Origin of the sequence: Blastococcus tunisiensis (assembly GCF_900112815.1) — a bacterium.
Classification (GTDB): Bacteria; Actinomycetota; Actinomycetes; order Mycobacteriales; family Geodermatophilaceae; genus Blastococcus_B; species Blastococcus_B tunisiensis.
In genome coordinates, this window is the sequence record NZ_FOND01000001.1 from 375,130 (window position 1) to 393,417 (window position 18,288).

General features: G+C 74.3%; 16 protein-coding genes and 1 pseudogene. 8 read left to right on the forward strand and 9 right to left on the reverse strand.

What is annotated here, in order from left to right; all coding sequences use genetic code 11:
- Positions 1 to 21 precede the first annotated feature (21 nt).
- The 3 genes from BM142_RS01790 to BM142_RS01800 are packed head-to-tail and all read right to left on the reverse strand — an operon-like array spanning position 22 to position 2,470.
- Entirely contained in the window at positions 22 to 630 is a 609-nt protein-coding gene (locus BM142_RS01790; protein ID WP_092195038.1) for a Maf family protein, read from the reverse strand.
- Positions 627 to 845 (reverse strand): acyl-CoA carboxylase subunit epsilon, encoded by a 219-nt coding sequence (locus BM142_RS01795; RefSeq protein ID WP_092195039.1) that lies wholly within the window; start codon positions 843 to 845, stop codon positions 627 to 629. Before BM142_RS01795 ends, BM142_RS01790 begins: the two co-directional genes overlap by 4 nt.
- Complete coding sequence (locus tag BM142_RS01800; RefSeq protein ID WP_092195040.1) at positions 842 to 2,470, reverse strand: acyl-CoA carboxylase subunit beta; 1,629 nt, start codon at positions 2,468 to 2,470, stop codon at positions 842 to 844. Before BM142_RS01800 ends, BM142_RS01795 begins: the two co-directional genes overlap by 4 nt.
- Positions 2,471 to 2,570: 100 nt before the next feature.
- Here BM142_RS01800 and BM142_RS01805 point away from each other — a divergent pair, with 100 nt between their 5' ends.
- From BM142_RS01805 to BM142_RS01820, 4 genes are all read left to right on the forward strand, one after another.
- The gene (locus BM142_RS01805) at positions 2,571 to 3,392 is read left to right on the forward strand and encodes a biotin--[acetyl-CoA-carboxylase] ligase (RefSeq protein WP_092195041.1); all 822 of its coding nucleotides are present in this window, start codon (positions 2,571 to 2,573) and stop codon (positions 3,390 to 3,392) included.
- Between the two features lie 154 nt (positions 3,393 to 3,546).
- Entirely contained in the window at positions 3,547 to 4,113 is a 567-nt protein-coding gene (locus tag BM142_RS01810) for a PH domain-containing protein (protein ID WP_092195042.1), read from the forward strand.
- Positions 4,114 to 4,190: 77 nt separating this feature from the next.
- A complete protein-coding gene (locus tag BM142_RS01815) occupies positions 4,191 to 5,339 on the forward strand; it encodes an exonuclease SbcCD subunit D (RefSeq protein WP_092195043.1) in 1,149 nt (382 codons plus the stop codon).
- On the forward strand, positions 5,336 to 8,296 hold the full coding sequence (locus BM142_RS01820; protein WP_092195044.1) for an AAA family ATPase: 2,961 nt from the start codon (positions 5,336 to 5,338) through the stop codon (positions 8,294 to 8,296). The genes BM142_RS01815 and BM142_RS01820 overlap by 4 nt, the downstream gene beginning before the upstream one ends.
- A gap of 31 nt (positions 8,297 to 8,327) precedes the next feature.
- Here the strand turns inward: BM142_RS01820 and BM142_RS01825 are convergent, their stop codons facing one another.
- Positions 8,328 to 8,885 carry a GtrA family protein gene (locus tag BM142_RS01825; RefSeq protein ID WP_254790461.1) on the reverse strand — a complete coding sequence of 186 codons (558 nt, stop codon included), beginning with the start codon at positions 8,883 to 8,885 and terminating at the stop codon, positions 8,328 to 8,330.
- A 93-nt stretch (positions 8,886 to 8,978) separates the two neighbouring features.
- Positions 8,979 to 10,184, reverse strand: coding sequence for an acyltransferase family protein (locus BM142_RS01830; RefSeq protein WP_175527039.1), 1,206 nt, complete (start codon positions 10,182 to 10,184; stop codon positions 8,979 to 8,981).
- A gap of 81 nt (positions 10,185 to 10,265) precedes the next feature.
- On the opposite strand from BM142_RS01830, the gene BM142_RS01835 reads away from it, so the two are divergent.
- The 4 genes from BM142_RS01835 to BM142_RS01850 all read left to right on the forward strand — a co-directional run bounded on the left by BM142_RS01835 (position 10,266) and on the right by BM142_RS01850 (position 13,601).
- The gene (locus tag BM142_RS01835) at positions 10,266 to 11,471 is read left to right on the forward strand and encodes a 5-(carboxyamino)imidazole ribonucleotide synthase (protein ID WP_092195046.1); all 1,206 of its coding nucleotides are present in this window, start codon (positions 10,266 to 10,268) and stop codon (positions 11,469 to 11,471) included.
- 23 nt (positions 11,472 to 11,494) lie between these two features.
- Positions 11,495 to 12,013 carry a 5-(carboxyamino)imidazole ribonucleotide mutase gene (purE, locus tag BM142_RS01840; RefSeq protein WP_254790462.1) on the forward strand — a complete coding sequence of 173 codons (519 nt, stop codon included), beginning with the start codon at positions 11,495 to 11,497 and terminating at the stop codon, positions 12,011 to 12,013.
- Positions 12,014 to 12,036: 23 nt separating this feature from the next.
- Complete coding sequence (locus BM142_RS01845) at positions 12,037 to 13,191, forward strand: acyl-CoA dehydrogenase family protein (RefSeq protein WP_092195047.1); 1,155 nt, start codon at positions 12,037 to 12,039, stop codon at positions 13,189 to 13,191.
- Between the two features lie 146 nt (positions 13,192 to 13,337).
- Complete coding sequence (locus BM142_RS01850; protein ID WP_092195205.1) at positions 13,338 to 13,601, forward strand: SHOCT domain-containing protein; 264 nt, start codon at positions 13,338 to 13,340, stop codon at positions 13,599 to 13,601.
- 303 nt (positions 13,602 to 13,904) lie between these two features.
- Here BM142_RS01850 and BM142_RS24985 read toward each other — a convergent pair.
- The 4 genes and pseudogenes from BM142_RS24985 to BM142_RS01870 form a co-directional block, all read right to left on the reverse strand.
- Positions 13,905 to 14,069 (reverse strand): annotated as a pseudogene (locus tag BM142_RS24985) (MerR family transcriptional regulator); the annotation flags it as partial.
- Complete coding sequence (locus BM142_RS01860; protein WP_092195048.1) at positions 14,069 to 15,562, reverse strand: SulP family inorganic anion transporter; 1,494 nt, start codon at positions 15,560 to 15,562, stop codon at positions 14,069 to 14,071. The pseudogene BM142_RS24985 and the gene BM142_RS01860, both read right to left, overlap by 1 nt.
- 251 nt (positions 15,563 to 15,813) lie before the next feature.
- A complete protein-coding gene (locus BM142_RS01865) occupies positions 15,814 to 16,614 on the reverse strand; it encodes a TIGR03089 family protein (RefSeq protein WP_092195049.1) in 801 nt (266 codons plus the stop codon).
- Between the two features lie 90 nt (positions 16,615 to 16,704).
- Positions 16,705 to 18,264, reverse strand: coding sequence for an LCP family glycopolymer transferase (locus tag BM142_RS01870; protein WP_092195050.1), 1,560 nt, complete (start codon positions 18,262 to 18,264; stop codon positions 16,705 to 16,707).
- Positions 18,265 to 18,288 lie beyond the last annotated feature (24 nt).

Sequence of the window (18,288 nt, forward strand, 5' to 3'; positions counted from 1 at the left end):
GGTTCTGGGTGGAGCGGCTGGTCAGCGGCGCCAGAGGTCGGTGATGGCCAGCCCGCGTTTGGCCAGCTGGGTGCGGAGCACCGTCAGCGACAGGCCCACGACGGCGGCCGGGTCACCCTCGACCCGGCGGACGAACGGTGCGCCGAGACCGTCGAGGGTGAACGCCCCCGCCACGGCCAGCGGCTCACCGGTGGCCAGGTAGGCCTCGATCTCCTGCGGCGTCGGCGTCGTGAAGTAGACGACGGTCGAGGCCACCGCGATGTCCCGGCCGACGACGGCGCCGTCCCGGACGTCGAAGAGCGCCTGGCCCGTGTGCAGGACGCCGGACCGGCCGCCCATCCGCCGCCAGCGGTCCCGGGCCTCGGCGGCGTCCGCCGGCTTGCCCAGCGGCCTGCCGTTGAACTCCAGCAGGGAGTCCGCCCCGATGACGAGCGCGTCGGTCTCCTGCCGCGACACCGCCGCCGCCTTCGCGGCCGCGAGCAGGGCCACCTGCTCGGCGACCCGGGGCGCACGGACGGTGGACTCGTCGACGTGGCTGACGACGACCTCGGGGACCAGCCCGGCCTGGCGCAGCAGCGAGAGACGGGCGGGGGAGGCCGACGCGAGCACCAGCCGGCGGTCGCTGCTCACTGCGCGAACCTCCCGGACGCGCGCCACCCGCCGGCGCCCACCTGCAGCGGCCGGCGGTGGCCGTCGGCGTAGGACGCCCAGGCGCCGACCGGCGTCGGACGACGGCGTGCGCGCCGCTGCGACAGCGCGGCGACGACGACGGTCAGGGCGGCGAGCTCCTCGGCAGAAGGCTCGCCCTTGACGACCCGCAGAAGCGGGTGCGGTTCCTCACTCACAGCGGGATGTTCCCGTGCTTCTTCGGCGGCAGGGTCTGGCGCTTGTTGGCCAGGACGCGCAGCGCCTTGGTGACCTGCACCCGGGTCTGCGACGGCGGGATGACCGCGTCCACGTAGCCCCGGTCGGCGGCGATGTAGGGGTTGGCGAGGGTGTCCTCGTACTCCGCGATCAGCTCGGCCCGGCGGGCGTCGGGGTCCTCGGCCGCCGCGAGCTCCTTGCGGTACAGGATGCCGACCGCCCCCTGGGCACCGACGACGGCGATCTGCGCGCTCGGCCAGGCGAGGTTGACGTCCGCGCCGAGGTGCTTGGAGCCCATGACGTCGTAGGCGCCGCCGTAGGCCTTGCGGGTGATCACCGTGACCTTCGGGACGGTGGCCTCGGCGTAGGCGTAGATCAGCTTCGCGCCGCGGCGGATGATCCCCTCCCACTCCTGCGACGTCCCGGGCAGGAAGCCGGGGACGTCGACGAAGGTGAGCACCGGGATGTTGAAGGCGTCGCAGGTGCGGACGAACCGCGCGGCCTTCTCGCTGGCGTCGATGTCGAGCGTGCCGGCGAACTGGGTGGGCTGGTTGGCCACGACGCCGACCGGCCGGCCCTCGACCCGGCCGAAGCCGATCAGGATGTTCGGCGCGAACAGCGGCTGCACCTCGAGGAACTCGCCGTCGTCGAGCACGTGCTCGATCACGGTGTGCATGTCGTACGGGGTGTTCGCCGAGTCGGGGATGAAGTTGTCGAGCTCGAGGTCGTCGTCGGTGAGCGCGTTGGGTAGCACGGTCTCGACCGGCGCCACCTCGGTGGCGGGCAGCGGGTCGAGGTTGTTGCTCGGCAGGTAGGACAGCAGCGCCTTCACGTAGTCCAGCGCGTCGGCCTCGTCCTCGGCCAGGTAGTGCGCGACCCCGGACTTGGTGTTGTGCGTCCGCGCCCCGCCGAGCTCCTCGAGGGTGACGTCCTCGCCGGTCACGGTCTTCACGACGTCGGGGCCGGTGATGAACATCTGGCTGGTCTTGTCGACCATCACGACGAAGTCGGTGAGCGCGGGGGAGTAGACGTGCCCGCCGGCCGCGGGGCCCATCACCAGGGAGATCTGCGGGATGACGCCGGAGGCGTGCACGTTGCGCCGGAAGATCTCGCCGTAGAGCCCGAGGGAGACCACGCCCTCCTGGATCCGCGCGCCGCCGCCCTCGTTGATGCCCACCACGGGGCAGCCGTTCTGCACGGCGAAGTCGAGGATCTTGACGATCTTCTCGCCGTAGACCTCGCCGAGGCTGCCCCCGAAGACGGTCACGTCCTGGGAGAAGATCGCGATCGGCCGGCCGTCGACGGTGCCGTAGCCGGTGACGACGCCGTCGCCGAAGGGCCGCTTGGCGTCCATGCCGAAGTTCGTCGACCGGTGCCGGGCGAACTCGTCGAACTCGGTGAACGAGCCCGGGTCCAGCAGCGCCTCGATCCGCTCGCGGGCGGTCATCTTGCCGGCCGCGTGCTGCTTCTCCACGGCCCGCTCGGACCCGGCGTGCGTCGCCTCCTGCACCCGGCGCTCGAAGTCGGCCAGCTTCCCGGCGGTGGTGTGGATGTCGATGTCGTCGGGGACGTTCTCCCCGGCGCTCTCGAGCTCGGCGGCACTCACGCGTTGTCTCCTCGCTGGCGCTCGTCGGACGCAGGTTCGCGGCGGTGCTGTGCACATCGGTGACCGGCGCAAGCGCGATCACGGGCCGTAGCGTAAGGGAGTGCCCGACACGCCCTCATCCCGATGGTCCGATCTCGAGCGCCCGGCGCTCGACGGGCCTGCACTCTCCGGCGCGCTCACCCGGGACAGCCAGCTCTGGCGGGACCTGCGGGTGGTCCCCGAGATCGGGTCCACGAACGCCGAGCTGGTCGCTGCCGCCGGGGCCGGCGAGCCCGAGGGACTGGTCCTGGTGGCCGAGCACCAGGTGGCCGGCCGCGGCCGCCTCGACCGGGTGTGGACCTCCCCGCCGCGCGCCGGTCTCACCGTCTCGTTCCTGCTGCGCCCCGACGTGCCCGCCGCGCGCCGCGGATGGCTGCCGCTGCTCACCGGTGTGGCCCTGGCCGAGGCGGTCGGCGAGGTGACCGGAGTCCGGGCGTCGCTGAAGTGGCCCAACGACCTGCTGGCCCTCGACGGGCGGAAGCTGGCCGGGATCCTCGCCGAGTCGAGCGGGAACGCCGTCGTCGTCGGGGTCGGGCTCAACGTGTCGACGACGGGGGAGGAGCTGCCGGAGACCGGCACCTCGCTGTCCCGCGTCACGGGCGGGACCGTGGACCGGGGGCCGGTGCTGCTGGGCTTCCTCCGGGCGGTGGAGCGCCGCTACCGACGGTGGACGGCGGCGCTCGGCGACCCGGTCGCCTCCGGTCTGGCACGGGACTACCTCGCGTGGTCCTCCACCGTCGGCACCGACGTCGTGGTCGCGCTGCCCGACGGTTCCACCCTCGAGGGGACGGCGACGGCGGTCGACTGGGACGGCCGGCTGGTGGTCACGACCCCGGAGGGGCAGGTCGAGCTGGCGTCCGGCGACGTGCGCCACGTGCGATGACACTGCGGTCCTCCGGACCGCACCGCGGCCAGGTGCCGTCCCCTGTCGCGCTGAGCCCCGTCGTCCCGCCTGCGCGGACCCCTCCGGGGCCCACTCGCCGCGACACCACGCACCGCGGCCCGCCACCTCGGGAAGGCTGGGTCATCCTGGGGGGATGCCGTACCCGGACAAGCTGCTCGCGGAGGACGAAGAGGTCGTCCGGCACCTGCACCCGCACTGGACGACGCTCTTCTGGCCGGTCGTCCGGCTGCTGCTGATCGTGGGCGCCGCCTCGTTCGGCGTGGCCGCGATCCCGGACGGACGGCAGCAGGGCATCCTGCGGATGGTCGTCCTCGCGGTGGCGGTGCTCCTGCTGGTGCTCACCGTGCTGGTGCCGTTGCTGCGGTGGCGGACGACGCACTACGTGGTGACCACGCACCGACTGCTCTTCCGCGAGGGCATCCTCGCCCGCCGGGGCCGGGACATCGGGCTGCCCCGCATCACCGACGTCTCCTACACGCAGTCCCTCTGGGACCGGATCATCAACTCGGGGACGCTCACCATCGAGTCGGCGGGGGACAGCGGGCCCACGGTCCTGCGCCAGATCCCGGACAGCGACGGCGTCCAGCAGCTGCTCAACCACATGATCGAGGAGGACGCCGACCGCCGGGCGATGGAGAGCGCCGGATACATCGACGACCGCTACGGGCGGGGCGACACGGCGCCCCAGCAGTACCGCTGACCCCGCACGGCCGTGTGACCGTTCCGTCACGGCGCGCCTGAGCCGGTTCTGTCGGTGGCGCCACCTACCTTCCGCCCATGCGCCTGCTGCACACGTCCGACTGGCACATCGGCCGGACCCTGCACGGCACCGAGCTGCTCGCCGAGCAGGAGGCGGTGCTCACCGGGCTGGCGCGCGTCGTGACGGCGGAGTCGGTGGACGTCGTGCTGGTCGCCGGCGACGTGTACGACCGCGCCGTCCCGTCGGCCGACGCGACGGCGGTGCTCGACCGCGTGGTCGGCCGGCTCCTCGCCGCCGGCGCCGCCGTGGTGATGACGCCGGGCAACCACGACTCGGCCCGCCGGTTGGGCACCTTCTCCGGGCTGCTCTCCGCCGCCGGCCTGCACGTCCGCGCCTCGACCGGCCGGCTGGACGAGCCGGTCCTGCTGGCCGACGAGCACGGCGAGGTGGCCGTCTACGGGCTGCCCTTCCTGGAGCCCGAGGTCGCGCGGCACGAGCTGCGGATCAGTGGTGGGCGCAGCCACGAGGCCGTCGTGGGCGCGGCCATGGAGCGGGTCCGGTCGGACCTGTTCCTGCGTCCGGGAGCCCGCTCGGTGGTGCTCGCGCACGCGTTCGTGGGCGGCGGGGTCGCCAGCGACAGCGAGCGCGACATCTGCGTGGGCGGTGTCGACCTGGTGCCCTCGTCGGTGTTCGACGGGGTCGACTACGTGGCACTGGGCCACCTGCACCGCCCGCAGACGCTGACCCCCCGGCTGCGGTACAGCGGCTCGCCGCTGGCCTACTCCTTCGGTGAGGCGGGCCAGCAGAAGCAGGCCTGGCTGGTCGACCTGGATGCAGGGGGCCTGGCCGAGGTGCGTCCCGTGCTGCTCCCGACGCCGCGGGAGCTCACCGTCCTCACCGGCACCCTGGACGAGCTGCTGCAGGACCCGGCCCACGCCCCGGCCGAGGAGCACTTCGTCTCGGCCCGGCTGACCGATCCGGTCCGCCCGGTGGACCCGATGCGCCGCATCCAGGCGCGCTTCCCGCACTGCGTGCACCTGGAATGGGCCGGCGCGGGGGCCCGGGACGACGGCCGCAGCTACCAGGAGCGGATGCGCGGCCGGGGTGATCTCGACGTCGCCGCCGAGTTCGTCGGGCACGTCCGCGGGGTCGGTCCCACCTCGGCGGAGCGGGAGCTGCTCGCCCGGGCGCTCGGTGCCGCCGGCCGCGCGGAGGTGCGGCGGTGAGGCTGCACCGGCTCTCGCTCACGGCGTTCGGCCCGTTCGCCGGCACTGAACAGGTCGACTTCGACGACGTGGGCCGGGACGGGCTGTTCCTCCTGTGGGGCCCGACCGGGGCGGGGAAGACGACGCTGCTGGACGCCGTGGTGTTCGCGCTCTACGGCACGGTGCCCGGCGCTCGCGGGGAGGAGAAGCGGCTGCGCAGCGACCACGCCGCGACCGCGGTCCGCACGGAGGTGACCTGCGAGCTCACCCTCGGCGGCGAGCGGCTGCTGGTCGTGCGACGCCCCGAGCAGCAGCGGCCGAAGAAGCGCGGCGACGGAGTGACGACCGAGCAGGCCCGGCTCACCGTCCAGCGGCTCACCGACGGCGGCTGGGAGCCGGTGAGCACCCGCATCGACGAGGGCTCCGAGCACCTGCGCACCCGGCTGGGCCTGGACGTGCACCAGTTCTGCCAGGTGGTCCTGCTGCCGCAGGGCGACTTCGCCCGCTTCCTGCGTGCCGAGCCCGAGCACCGCGGCGAGCTGCTGCGCACCCTCTTCGACGTCGGGCGCTTCGCCGCGGCCGAGGACTGGCTCGCCGACGAGCGCGCCACCGCGCGGGAGCGGGTCGCCGTCCAGCGGGCGCGGGTCAGCACGCTGCTCGCCCGCGTCGCCCAGGTGGCCGACGTCGACATCCCGGAGGAGCTCGCCCCCGAGTCGGTCGGCAGCGGGAGCGGGCACGCGGTCGGCGCCTGGGTGGACCGGACCCGGGCGGCGGCGGCGGCCCGGCTCGCCGAGGCGTCGGCGCAGGCCGAACGGGCGTCCGCCGATGCCGGCCGGGCCGATGCCGACCTGGCCGCCGCACGCGCTCTGGCCGACCGGCACGACCGGCGAGCCCGGGCCCTCGCCGAGCTGGCCGCGCTGACCGCCCGCGATCCGGAGCTGGCCGTGCTGCGCGCCGAGCGCGATGCCGGGCGCCGTGCCGAGCCGTTGCGCGACAGCCTGGAGTCCGCCGGCCACGCCTCCCTCGTGGCCGAGCAGGCCGCCGCCGCGGCCGACCGGGCGAGGGCGGCCTGGAACGAGGTCGCCGCCGGCCGCGGCGCCGGTCCGGAGGCCGTCGAAGAGCTGCGCACCGCCGTCGCCGCGGCGCGGGCGATGCTCCCCGAGGTGGACCGGGCCCACGACCTGCGCCGGCGCATCGCCGCGCTCGATCTCCGCATCGCGGAGCTGGCCGGGACGTGCCAGGACGCGGTCCGGGCCGCCGAGACCTGGCCCGCCCGGCTGGCCCAGCAGCAGGACCGGGTCACCCGCGCACGGGACGCGGCGGTGCGGCTCCCGGCGGAGCGGGACGCGGTCACCGCGGCGGGGGCCGCGCTCGAGGCCGGCCGGGCCGCGGCCGCACTGGAGGCGCGGCTGCCCGACAGCCGGCGGGCGGTGCAGGAACGTCGCGAGGCGTGGTCCGATGCCCGGGAGCACTGGCTGGACCTGCGGGCCCGGCGGCTGGAGGGCATGGCCGCCGAGCTGGCGGCGCAGCTGACCCACGGCGGTTCCTGCCCCGTCTGCGGGGCCACCGAGCACCCCCGGCCGGCGGCGCACGAGGGAACGGCCGTCACCGCCGCTGACGAGCAGGGCGCGCACGACGGCGTCGAGCAGGCGGAGGCGGTGCTGTCGGCCGCCACCGCGGAGCTCGACCGCCAGGAGCGGGAGGTCGTGGCGCTCCGTGCCCGCGCGGGGACGGTGCCCGTCGCCGCGCAGGCCGCGGCCCTCGAGGAACTGCGGGCGGCCGTCCGGGAGACCGCGGAGCTCGCCGGCTCCCTCGCCGCGGCCGAGACGCGGCTGGCCGAGCTGGTGGCCGAGCGCGAGTCCTCGGCCGCCCGGCTGGCCGCCGACCGGGAGGAGCTGGGCGCCCGGACCGCCGAGCGCGACTCGCTGAGCGCCGCGCTGACCGACCTGGAACAGCGGCTGGACGACGCGCGCGGCGAGGACGACGACCTCGGGACGCGGGTTGCGCGCCTGGCCGAGGCCGTGTCCCGGTGCGAGGCGCAGGTCGACGCCGTCGCCGAGGAGACCCGCCACCGCGAGGCGGCGGCCGCCGCACTCGCCCGCGCGGCGGAGCGGGCGACCGAGGCCGGCTTCCCGGACGTCCTGGACGCCGGTGCCGCGCTGCTCGCCGCGGGCCGGCTGGCCGCGCTCGATCGCGAGCTCGACGGGCACGACAGCCGGCTCGCGGTCGTCCGGGGCCGGCTGGCCGAACCCGATCTGGCGGAACTGGCCGACCGTCCCGACGTGGCCGCCCTCGAGCAGCGCTGCGCGGCGGCCACCGGTCGACGCGAGGACGCGGTGGCCGAGCTGGAGCGGGCCCGCCGCTGTTCCGGCGCGCTCGAGGTGCTGGCCGGCGACGTCACCGCCGCCGAGACGGAACTGGCGGAGCTGCGCGGCTGGGCCGATCAGGTGACGGCCCTGGCCGACCTGGTGAACGGCCGCGGCTCCAACGCGCTGCGGATGCGGCTGCAGTCCTTCGTCCTGGCCGCCCGCCTGGAGCAGGTCGCCGAGGTCGCGAGCCGGCGGCTGCTGGAGATGTCCGGCGGCCGCTACACGTTCCTGCACAGCGATGCCCAGGGGCGCCGCGGGGCCCGCGGTGGCCTCGGGCTGGACGTCTTCGACGAGTACACCGGGGTCCGGCGGCCGACGAAGACGCTCTCCGGCGGAGAGAGCTTCATGGCCTCCCTCGCCCTGGCGCTCGGCCTCGCCGACGTGGTGACCGCGGAGAGCGGCGGCATCCAACTGGACACCCTCTTCGTCGACGAGGGCTTCGGCAGCCTGGACCCCTCCGCCCTCGACGCCGTGATGTCCGTGCTCGACGAGCTCCGCCGCGGCGGCCGCACCGTCGGCGTGATCAGCCACGTGGAGGAGCTGCGCACCCGCATCCCCACGCGCCTGGAGGTCGTGGCCGGCAGGGAGGGTTCCCGGCTCGCCGGGTGAGCGGTGACCGCCGGGCCCGGCGCCGCCTGCGTCAGGCCTCGACGGTGGACCGCGCGGCGGCCTCGGCGCGGCGGCCGGCCCCCCGGGAGACGGGCCGCGGCCGTCCACGGCCGCCCCGCTCGTGCCGGGCGACGGCGACCGGAGCCCCCTCGGCGACGAACACCCAGCGTCGGTAGGCCACGAAGCGGATCAGCGTGCCGACGGCGATCGAGCCCACGTTGACCGCCTGCAGCGCCAGCACCCCCTCGACGGCGAACCCGTGCACGGTGACGGCCACGGCAGCCACCCCCAAGGACATGGTGGCGCCGTTGACCAGGAAGAAGAGGCCGTACTCCCGGCCGATCCCGGTCCGCGCGCGGTGCGCGAAGGACCAGTAGCGGTGGCCGACGAAGGCCGCGGTCATGGACACCAGCGCCGAGATGAGCCGGGCGGTGACGGCACCGGTGCCGGCGCCGGCGTAGAGCAGCTGGAAGAGCAGCAGGTCGAGGACGAAGCAGGCCGCGCCGACGACCCCGAAGGCGCCCGCCTCCTTCACCAGCAGCCGCCCGCCGCGGCGGAGCCGGGTCCTCGCATCCTCCACCAGGGGCACGACCGCGATGGTAGGTCGGGACGTGCCCGTCCGGCTGAACCGGGCGCCGCCGGGGAGCCGGTCGCGGCGGACCGGGCGCAGCCGGGGAGCCGGTCAGGCGGAGAGGGCGCGGCGGGCGACCGCTGCGTCGCGGGGCAGGGGGACCGGGCCCGCGATCCGGACCGGGACGGGAGCCGGAGCGGGCGGCCGGACGGGGACCGGGAGCTGCGCCGCCGCGGCGGGCCGGACCGCCACCGTGTCCCGCCGCCGGCCGAGCGCGATCGCCGGGCGTTCGACGAACCGGTACGTCAGCTCGCTGACCACGAGGGTCGCGCCCACCCAGACCACCGCACTGCCGACGGCGCTGGACAGCGCCGGCACCGCGGCCAGGACGAGGGCCTGCATCAGGTAGACGGAGTAGCTGATCGTGCCGAGCCGGGACAGCGCCGCCGGGACGCGGCGGTGCCGCAGCGCGACGCCCGCGCAGAAGACGGCGTAAGCCCCGAGCCACGCCGTCAGCATCGCCAGGAACTGGGGTGCCTCCGGTGGCTGCGGCGCACCCAGCGTCGCCGCGGCCAGCAGCGCCGTCCCGGAGCCGAGGGCAGCGACCACGCAGAGCACCAGGCGGCTCAGGCCGATCTCGCCGCTGTGCCAGCGGTGGAAGACCGTGCCGGTGAGCATCGTGGCGAGGCAGAAGGCGCCGGTCGGTGGGGCCGCACCCAGCAGCGGGCCGGCCCCCAGGGCCAGGGCGAGGCACACGGCGGATGCGGCCAGCGACAGCTCGACGCTGCGGCGGTTCAGGCCGAGGACGAAGAGCACCGACAGGCCGGCGTAGAACAGCAGCTCGAAGGCCAGCGTCCAGTAGGCGACCAGGGCGTTGGGGACGCCCACCAGCATCTGGAACATGACGCCGTTGGCCAGCCAGTCACCACCCGACATCGGCGCGGCGGGGGAGTACGTGCCCCGGTAGGCCAGCCAGCCGGCGACGGCCAGGCTCAGCCAGTACAGCGGGAAGAGCCGGAAGAAGCGGCCGCGCCAGAAGGACGCGAACCGGCGGCCACGCCCCTCACCCGGGCGCTCCCGCTCCAGGCTGGCCGGGATGATGAAGCCGCTGCAGAGGAAGAAGACCATCACGCCCAGCTGCCCCAGCAGGAGGCTGGAGTGGGTCAGCTCCGCCACGGCCGGGAAGGCGCGCTCGCCGACGTGCTGGACGAGGACGAGGGTGACGGCGACCCCGCGCAGCCCGTCGAGGAACTGCAGCCGGCTCGCCGGCCGCGGAGAGCGCGTGGAGCTGCCTTCGCAGCGTGCTCGAGCCGTCACTTTCTGAGAGTACGAACGGGACCGGCCCTTCACCCCGCCCGACGAGCGGGGCGGCGCGCATCTCTAGTCTCAGCAACCACGATGGCCACTCCACTCGACCCGCGTACCGGGCTGCCCGTCGTCGCGATGGTCGGCGGGGGCCAGCTGGCGCGCATGGCGCACCAGGCGGGGATCGCCCTCGGCCAGTCCCTCAGGGTGCTGGCGGCGTCGCCGGAGGAGTCGGCGGGCCTGGTCTCCGCCGACGTCGTCCTCGGCGACCACCGGAGCCTGCCCGACCTCCGGCGGCTGGCCGACGGGGCCACGGTGCTCACCTTCGACCACGAGCACGTGCCCACCGAGCACCTGCACGCGCTCGAGCGCGACGGCCACCGCGTCGCCCCCGGCCCGGCGGCGCTCGTGCACGCGCAGGACAAGCTGGTCCTGCGCCGCCGGCTCCAGGAGTCGGGTGAGCCGCAGCCGGCGTGGGTCGAGGCCCGCACCGTCCACGACGTCACCGCGTTCGCCGACGAGGTCGGCTGGCCGGTGGTCCTCAAGACCCCGCGCGGCGGGTACGACGGCAAGGGCGTGTTCGTCGTCCGGGGGCCCGACCAGGTGGCCGACCTCCTCGAACGGCACGGCACCCTGCTGGCCGAGGAGCGGGTCGGCATGGTGCGGGAGCTGTCGGCGCAGGTCGCCCGCTCGCCCTTCGGTCAGGTCGCCGTCTGGCCGGTCGTCGAGACGGTGCAGCGCGACGGCGTGTGCGCCGAGGTGCTCGCACCGGCGCCCGGCCTCCCGGAGAGCCTGGCGACGGCGGCGCAGGAACTCGCGGTCCGCATCGCCGACCGGCTGGGGGTCGTCGGCATGCTGGCCGTCGAGCTGTTCCAGACCGCCGAGGGCGTCCTGGTCAACGAGCTGGCCATGCGCCCGCACAACTCCGGGCACTGGACCATCGAGGGCGCCCGCACCAGCCAGTTCGAGCAGCACCTGCGCGCCGTCCTCGACTACCCGCTGGGCTCGACGGCGATGACCGCACCGGTCGTCGTCATGGCCAACGTCCTGGGCGGCGCCGCGGCGGCCGACGGCTGGGCGGGCCCCCCGCTCGATGAGCGGGTGCACCACTTCATGGCGCACTGGCCGGACGTGAAGCTGCACTGGTACGGCAAGGGGCAGCGTCCCGGCCGCAAGCTCGGCCACGTGACGGCGCTCGGCGACGACCTCGCCGAGGTGCGCGCCCGCGCGGTCGCCGCGGCGCGCTACCTGGCCGACGGCGTGGTCGACGACGCCTTCGCCTTCGAGCACGAGCACTGAGTCATCGAGCACCGAGGAGCAGCGTGAGCGGTCCGAGCGGCACCCCGATCGTGGGCATCGTCATGGGCAGCGACTCCGACTGGCCGGTCATGGAGCCGGCCGCCCGGGCGCTCGAGGAGTTCGGCGTGCCGTACGAGGCGCACGTCGTGTCCGCCCACCGGACCCCGCGCCGCATGCTCGACTACGCCGAGGCGGCGGCCGGCCGGGGCCTGCGGGTGATCATCGCCGGCGCCGGGGGAGCGGCCCACCTGCCGGGCATGATCGCCGCCGCCACCCCGCTCCCGGTCATCGGCGTCCCCCGGTCCCTGGACCGGCTGGACGGGATGGACAGCCTGCTGTCCATCGTGCAGATGCCGGCCGGGGTGCCCGTCGCCACGGTGGGCATCGACGGCGGCCGCAACGCCGGTCTGCTCGCCGTCCGGGTGCTGGCGGCGTCCGACGACTCGCTGCGGGATGCGGTCGCGCGCTTCCAGGCCGCGCTCGCCGAGCAGGTGGCGGCCCGCGACCTCACCCTGCAGGAGCGTCTCGCTTCGGCGGACTGAGCCTCCGGGCTTAAGGTCTACCCGTGGGTAACAACACCGGGCTCTACGCCCTCACCGAGGAGCACGAGGCGATCCGGGCGGCCGTCCGCGAGATCGCCGAACGGGAGATCGCGCCGTACGCCGCCGAGGTGGACGCCGAGTCGCGCTATCCGATCGAGGCGCAGAAGGCCCTCACGCAGGCCGGCTTCCACGCGACCCACATCCCCGAGCAGTACGGCGGCGAGGGCGCGGACGCCATCGCGACCTGCATCGTCATCGAGGAGGTCGCCCGCGTCGACGTGAGCGCCTCGCTGATCCCGGCGGTGAACAAGCTCGGCTCGATGCCGATCATCCTGTCGGCGTCCGAGGACGTGAAGCAGAAGGTGCTCCGGCCGATCGCCGCCGGCGACGCGATGATCAGCTACGGCCTGTCCGAGCGCGAGGCGGGCTCCGACGCCGCCGCCATGACGACCCGCGCCCGCCTTGACGGCGACTCGTGGGTGCTCAACGGCACCAAGGCCTGGATCACCAACTCGGGCGTCTCCGAGTGGTACACGGTCATGGCGGTCACCGACCCGGAGAAGAAGGCCAACGGCATCTCCGCGTTCGCCGTCCACCGTGACGACCCGGGCTTCGCGGTCGGCCCCAAGGAACGCAAGATGGGCATCAAGGGCTCGCCGACCTGCGAGCTGTACTTCACCGACTGCACCATCCCGGCCGACCGGATCATCGGGGCGCCGGGCACCGGCTTCAAGACGGCGCTGCGGACCCTGGACTTCACCCGGCCGACCATCGGCGCGCAGGCCGTGGGCGTGGCGCAGGGCGCGCTGGACGCCTCGGTCGCCTACGTCAAGGAGCGCCGGCAGTTCGGCACGAGCATCGGCAGCTTCCAGGGCGTGCAGTTCATGCTCGCCGACATGGAGATGAAGATCGAGGCCGCCCGGCACCTCGTCTACGTCGCCGCGGCTGCGGGGGAGCAGGGCCGCCCCGACGTCACCCGGGTGTCGGCCTCGGCCAAGGCGTTCGCCTCCGACGTCGCCATGCAGGTGACCACCGACGCCGTCCAGCTCTTCGGCGGGGCCGGGTACACCCAGGACTTCCCGGTCGAGCGGATGATGCGCGACGCCAAGATCACCCAGATCTACGAGGGCACCAACCAGGTGCAGCGCATGGTGATCGCCCGCAGCCTCCTGAAGTAGGCCGTCGACCGGGGCGAGGCGGGCGGAAGTGCCCGGCCGACCGGGACCTCCGGACCTCGCCGCCGGGGTGTGGGAGCACGACGGTGGACCGCAGGAGGTCCACGGCGGCCTCGACCTCGATGCCGGCCAGGAGGGGACTGCTCGTGATGTTCTGGGGGGATCACGGACTGAGCGGCTGGGGCTGGGTCGGGATGGTGACCGGCATGGTCCTCTTCTGGGGGTTCCTGCTCGCCCTGGTCGTCGTCCTGGTGCGCAGCCTGAACCGATCGGCCGGCCAGGCGCAGGGGCCACGCCCCTCGCCGGAGCAGCTGCTGGGCGAGCGGTTCGCCCGCGGCGAGATCGACGAGGAGGAGTACCGGCGCCGCCTGGCCGCGCTGACCGGATCGGACAGGGGAGGACCGGCCCCCTGACGCGGGCCCGGCAGCAGCCGCGGGGCGCCTGAGCCCCGCCGCACGTCCCGCCGGCCGACGCCGGGTCGTCAGCGGCCGGCGCCCAGGCGGCCGGCCAGGGTCTCGGCGAACCCCTCGGCGACGGCGAGCTGCTCCGTCAACGCGGTGACCCGTGCGATGGCGGCCTCGTGGAACATCCGCAGCCGGTCGAGGTGCTCCGCGCGTTCGCCCGTACCCGCGTCGAAGTCGGCCAGCAGGGTCAGACAGCTCCCGCATCTCCTCGAGGGTGAAGCCGAGCGGCTTCATCCGCATGATGACCCGTAGCCGGGCGACGTCGTCGTCGCTGTAGAGCCGGAAGCCGCCGTCGGAGCGGGCGGTGGGGATCACCAGCCCGGTCTCCTCGTAGAAGCGGATCGTCCGCAGGCTCAGGCCGGTGCGCTCGGCGACCTGGCCGATCTGCACCAGCTCCCCGCGAGCCGACGCCCGCATCAGTGCGCTCCGGCGAGCCGGCCGGTGTGCCGGTCGAAGCGGTCGGCCGAGTGCCCCTGCAGGCCGACGATCTGCACCGTCTTGCCGCGGGTCTCGTACTTGTGGGTGATGGCGTCGAGCGCGGCGACGGTGGAGGCGTCCCAGACGTGCGCGTCGGAGAGGTCGATGACCACGGTCGCCGGGTCCCCGGCGTAGTCGAACTGGGTGTAGAGGTCGTTGCTGGAGGCGAAGAACAGCGCCCCGTGCACCGAGTAGAAGCGGGTCGTCCCCTCCGGGTCGGAGACGCTGGTGACCTCGACCAGGTGGGCGACGCGCTGGGCGAAGAGCACGCAGGCCACGAGGACGCCGACGCCCACCCCGATCGCCAGGTTGTGCGTGAGCAGCGTGACCGCGACCGTCGAGAGCATCACGGTGGTCTCGCTCTTCGGCATCCGGTGGATGGTCTGCAGGCTGTGCCAGTCGAAGGTGGCGATGGACACGAAGACCATGACCGCGACGAGGGCGGCCATCGGGATGATCGCCACGACGTCGCCGAGCGCGACGACGAGGACGAGCAGGAAGACGCCGGCCAGGAAGGTGGACAGCCGGGTGCGGGCGCCCGACACCTTCACGTTGATCATCGTCTGGCCGATCATGGCGCAGCCGCCCATGCCGCCGAAGAAGCCCGAGGCGATGTTGGCCACGCCCTGGCCCCAGGACTCGCGGGTCTTGTCGGAGTGGGTGTCGGTGATGTCGTCGACGAGCTTCGCCGTCATGAGCGACTCCATCAGCCCGACGAAGGCCACGCCCAGGGCGTAGGGGGCGATGATGCTCAGCGTCTCGGCGGTGAACGGCACGTCGGGCAGGAGGAAGAACGGCAGGCTGTCGGGCAGCTCGCCCTCGCCGCCGACGTCGGGCAGCTCCCAGCCGGCCGCCACCGCCAGACCGGTCAGCACGAGGATCGCCACGAGGGGCGGCGGGACGGCGCTCGTCAGCCGGGGCAGCAGGAAGATGATCGCCAGGCCGGCGGCGACCATCGGGTAGACCAGCCACGGGACGTCGATCAGCTGCGGGAACTGCGCGGTGAAGATCATGATCGCCAGGGCGTTGACGAAGCCCACCATGACGCTGCGCGGGATGAACCGCATGAGCCGCGCGACGCCGGCCGCGGCCAGCAGGACCTGGAAGACGCCGCCCAGGACGACGGCGGCGAAGAGGTACTGGACGCCGTACTCGAGGGCCAGTGGCGCCACCACGAGGGCGATGGCGCCGGTCGCGGCGGTGATCATCGCCGGGCGGCCGCCGGTGAAGGCGATGACCACGGCCATGACGAAGGAGGAGAACAGCCCGACGCGCGGGTCCACCCCGGCCAGGATGGAGAAGCTGATGGCCTCGGGGATCAGTGCCAGCGCGACGACGAGGCCGGCGAGCACCTCGGTGCGGGCCACGGCGGGGGACAGCCAGACGGGGCGGGTGGCACGCGGTCGCGCCGGTGCCGGGGGAGCAGAGGACATGTCACCGTTTCCGGTCGTGCGCCGTCCGGACGCAGGGAGGAGCGACGCGAGGTCGGGGGTGGTGCGTCGGTGCACCGAGGGGCGGCGGCACGAACGGCAGCGAGGCGGACAGGCGTCGGCGCCACGCTGCGGTGCCGCGGTGTCCCGGTCAGTCTGCCCGACGCCCGACCCTCACGTGAGGGAACAGTGCTGCGCCGTTCGTCACGTCCGGGGGCTGCCCGCTCCGCGGGCCGCACCCGGCGCGCGGTCGGTCAGGCCGGTCGGCCGAGCTCCCGGACGCCGGGGACCCGGCACCCCAGGGTGGCCGTGACGCGTTCCTCCGCGGCGCGCGCCACGAGCCGCTCCGGGGAGGTGTTCCGGCTGAGCAGGATCGAGGCACCGGCCGACAGCGGCGCCAGCAGCCAGGCCACCGGCCCGGCCTCGGCGGCGGTCGCCTCGTCCAGCAGGATCCGGTCACCGGGGACGATGCCCAGCCGGGCGGCGAGCTCGCCGGCCGCCTCGACGAGCCCGCCGAGGGTCAGCTCCAGTGCGCCGGTGACCAGGCCGGGCGTGGCGGGGTCCGGCGGCGAGTAGGGCACGAACCGGTCACCTGCGGCGCGGACCTCGATCGCGAAGTCCCGCGCCGGCCCGGTGTAGCCGGCCATCCCACCGCCCAGCGGGTGCAGCGACAGGCCGAGCAGGTCGGTGTCCCCGATCTCCTCCTCCAGCGCCGCCAGGCGGTCCTGGGCGGCGAGGACGAGGTCGATGCCGCTCAGCCCGCCCTCGTCCTCGGTGGCCGTGTCGCGCACCGCCGCGCCGCAGCTCCACGTCGCCAGCAGCACCGCCGCGGTCTGCCAGTGCACCGGCAGGACGACGGCGACCGTGCTGCTCGGGCCGACGTCGAACTCGTCCTGGAGCAGGTTCGCCGTCTTGGCCACCCAGTTGGCCAGGGTCGCCCCGGAGAGCTCGACCCGCTCACCGGTCGCGTCGTCGTAGGAGGTGATCAGTGGCACGGCCGCGTCCCGGCGCACCACCGACGCGAGCAGGTCCGCAGGGGTCGTCGCAATGGCCACGCCGCCAGCCTGGCATGCGGTGCCCGCCCGCCGGCCGGCGGGCGGGCACCGTGCCGATCAGCGGCCGATCAGCGGCCGATCAGCCGCGGATCAGTTGATGCAGGTGGTGTCGGCGGCCGTGCGCGCGTCCTCGCCGGCCACCGGCTCCACCGGCTCGGGAGCCGTGACCGGCTGTCCGACGCCGTTGAAGTTGGAACCGATCACCAGCTCCAGCGTCCCCGGGGCCGGCTCGTCGGCCTCTGCGATGGTCGCCCCCGGGATCGACGCGGCCAGCGTGTTGGCCAGCGCCTGGTCTCCGGCGGCGTACCGGATCTCCGTGCCGGTGTACTCGCTGCTGTCGGCGTTGCCGGTGCTCGTGACCTGGTACCCCTCGGCCGCCAGGGCCTCGGCCGTCGAGGCGGCCACGCCCGAGATCCCGGAGCCGTTGAACACCGCGACCGACACCTCGCCGGGGGCCACCGTCTCCGGCGCCGCAGGTGCGGTCGGCCCGGCGGGGGCCTCCGGTTCGGCGGAGAGGTCGGCGAAGAAGGCGTGCAGCGCGTCCTCGTCCTCCAGCCGCAGGATGTACCGCCCCTCGTCGTCGGTGTCGTCGCCGACGTAGGGGACGGTCTGGAACTCGACGGCGCCGGCGGTCACCGACTGCATCTGGGTGGCCAGTCCCAGCAGGTCCAGGGACTGGTCGACGGTGAGCGAGTCGGCGGCGGCCTGGACCAGGGTGCGCTGCTTGCCCAGGTCGAGGAGCACGTTGTCCGACAGCATCTTGCGGATCATGCCGCCGATGAAGGTCTGCTGGCGGATGATGCGGTCGAAGTCCCCGCGCGGCAGGCCGTGCCGCTGGCGGACGAACGCCAGCGCCTGCTCGCCGCTGATCGTCTGGACGCCGGCGGGCAGGTTGACGCCGGAGTAGCCGTCCTTGACCGCCTCGCAGAGGTTGATCTCGACGCCGCCGACCACGCTGGACAGGTTGAAGAAGCCGAGCAGGTCCACCTCGGCGTAGTGGTCGATCTGCAGGCCGGTCAGGCTGCTGATCGTCTGGATGAGCAGCTGGGCACCGGAGGCCTGGCGCTGGGCGTCGGTGGCGTTGTCGGCCGCCTCGTACTGGTAGCCGTAGGCGTAGGCGGCGTTGAGCTTGTCCCAGCCGTAGCCCGGGATCTCCACGTAGGAGTCGCGGGGGAAGGAGACGAACGACGCCTTCGACCCGTCGGCGGGGACGTGCACCAGGATCATCGTGTCGGTGTTGATGCCGTCGTTCGCGGTGGTGTTGAGCTGGTCCAGCTGGTCCTCCGTCGCGCTGGCCCGGCTGTCGTTGCCGACGAGCAGCAGGTTCATCGCCTCGGTGTTGCCGATGCCGTCGTTGCCCTCGCTCGGGATCGCGTTGGTGCGGTTGACGCTCGCGTCGGCGACCTGACCGAGGTACCAGCCCCAGCCGCTCGTCCCCAGGACCAGCACCGCCAGGACCGCGCTGAGTGCACGGGTGGCTCCGGCCGCTCGGCCGAGGGCGCTCCGGCGCGGCCGCGCCTCCCGCGGTCCGCCGTCCTCGGTGCGGGTGTCGCCGCGTCCGCCGCGGCGTGTCGGTGGCCTGCCGGCGCGCGGGTCGAGCCGGGCGGGAAGCGGCCGCCCCCCGGGGCTGCGCGGGTCTGAACTGCTCACGTACACGTCCTCACGTCTGGCTGG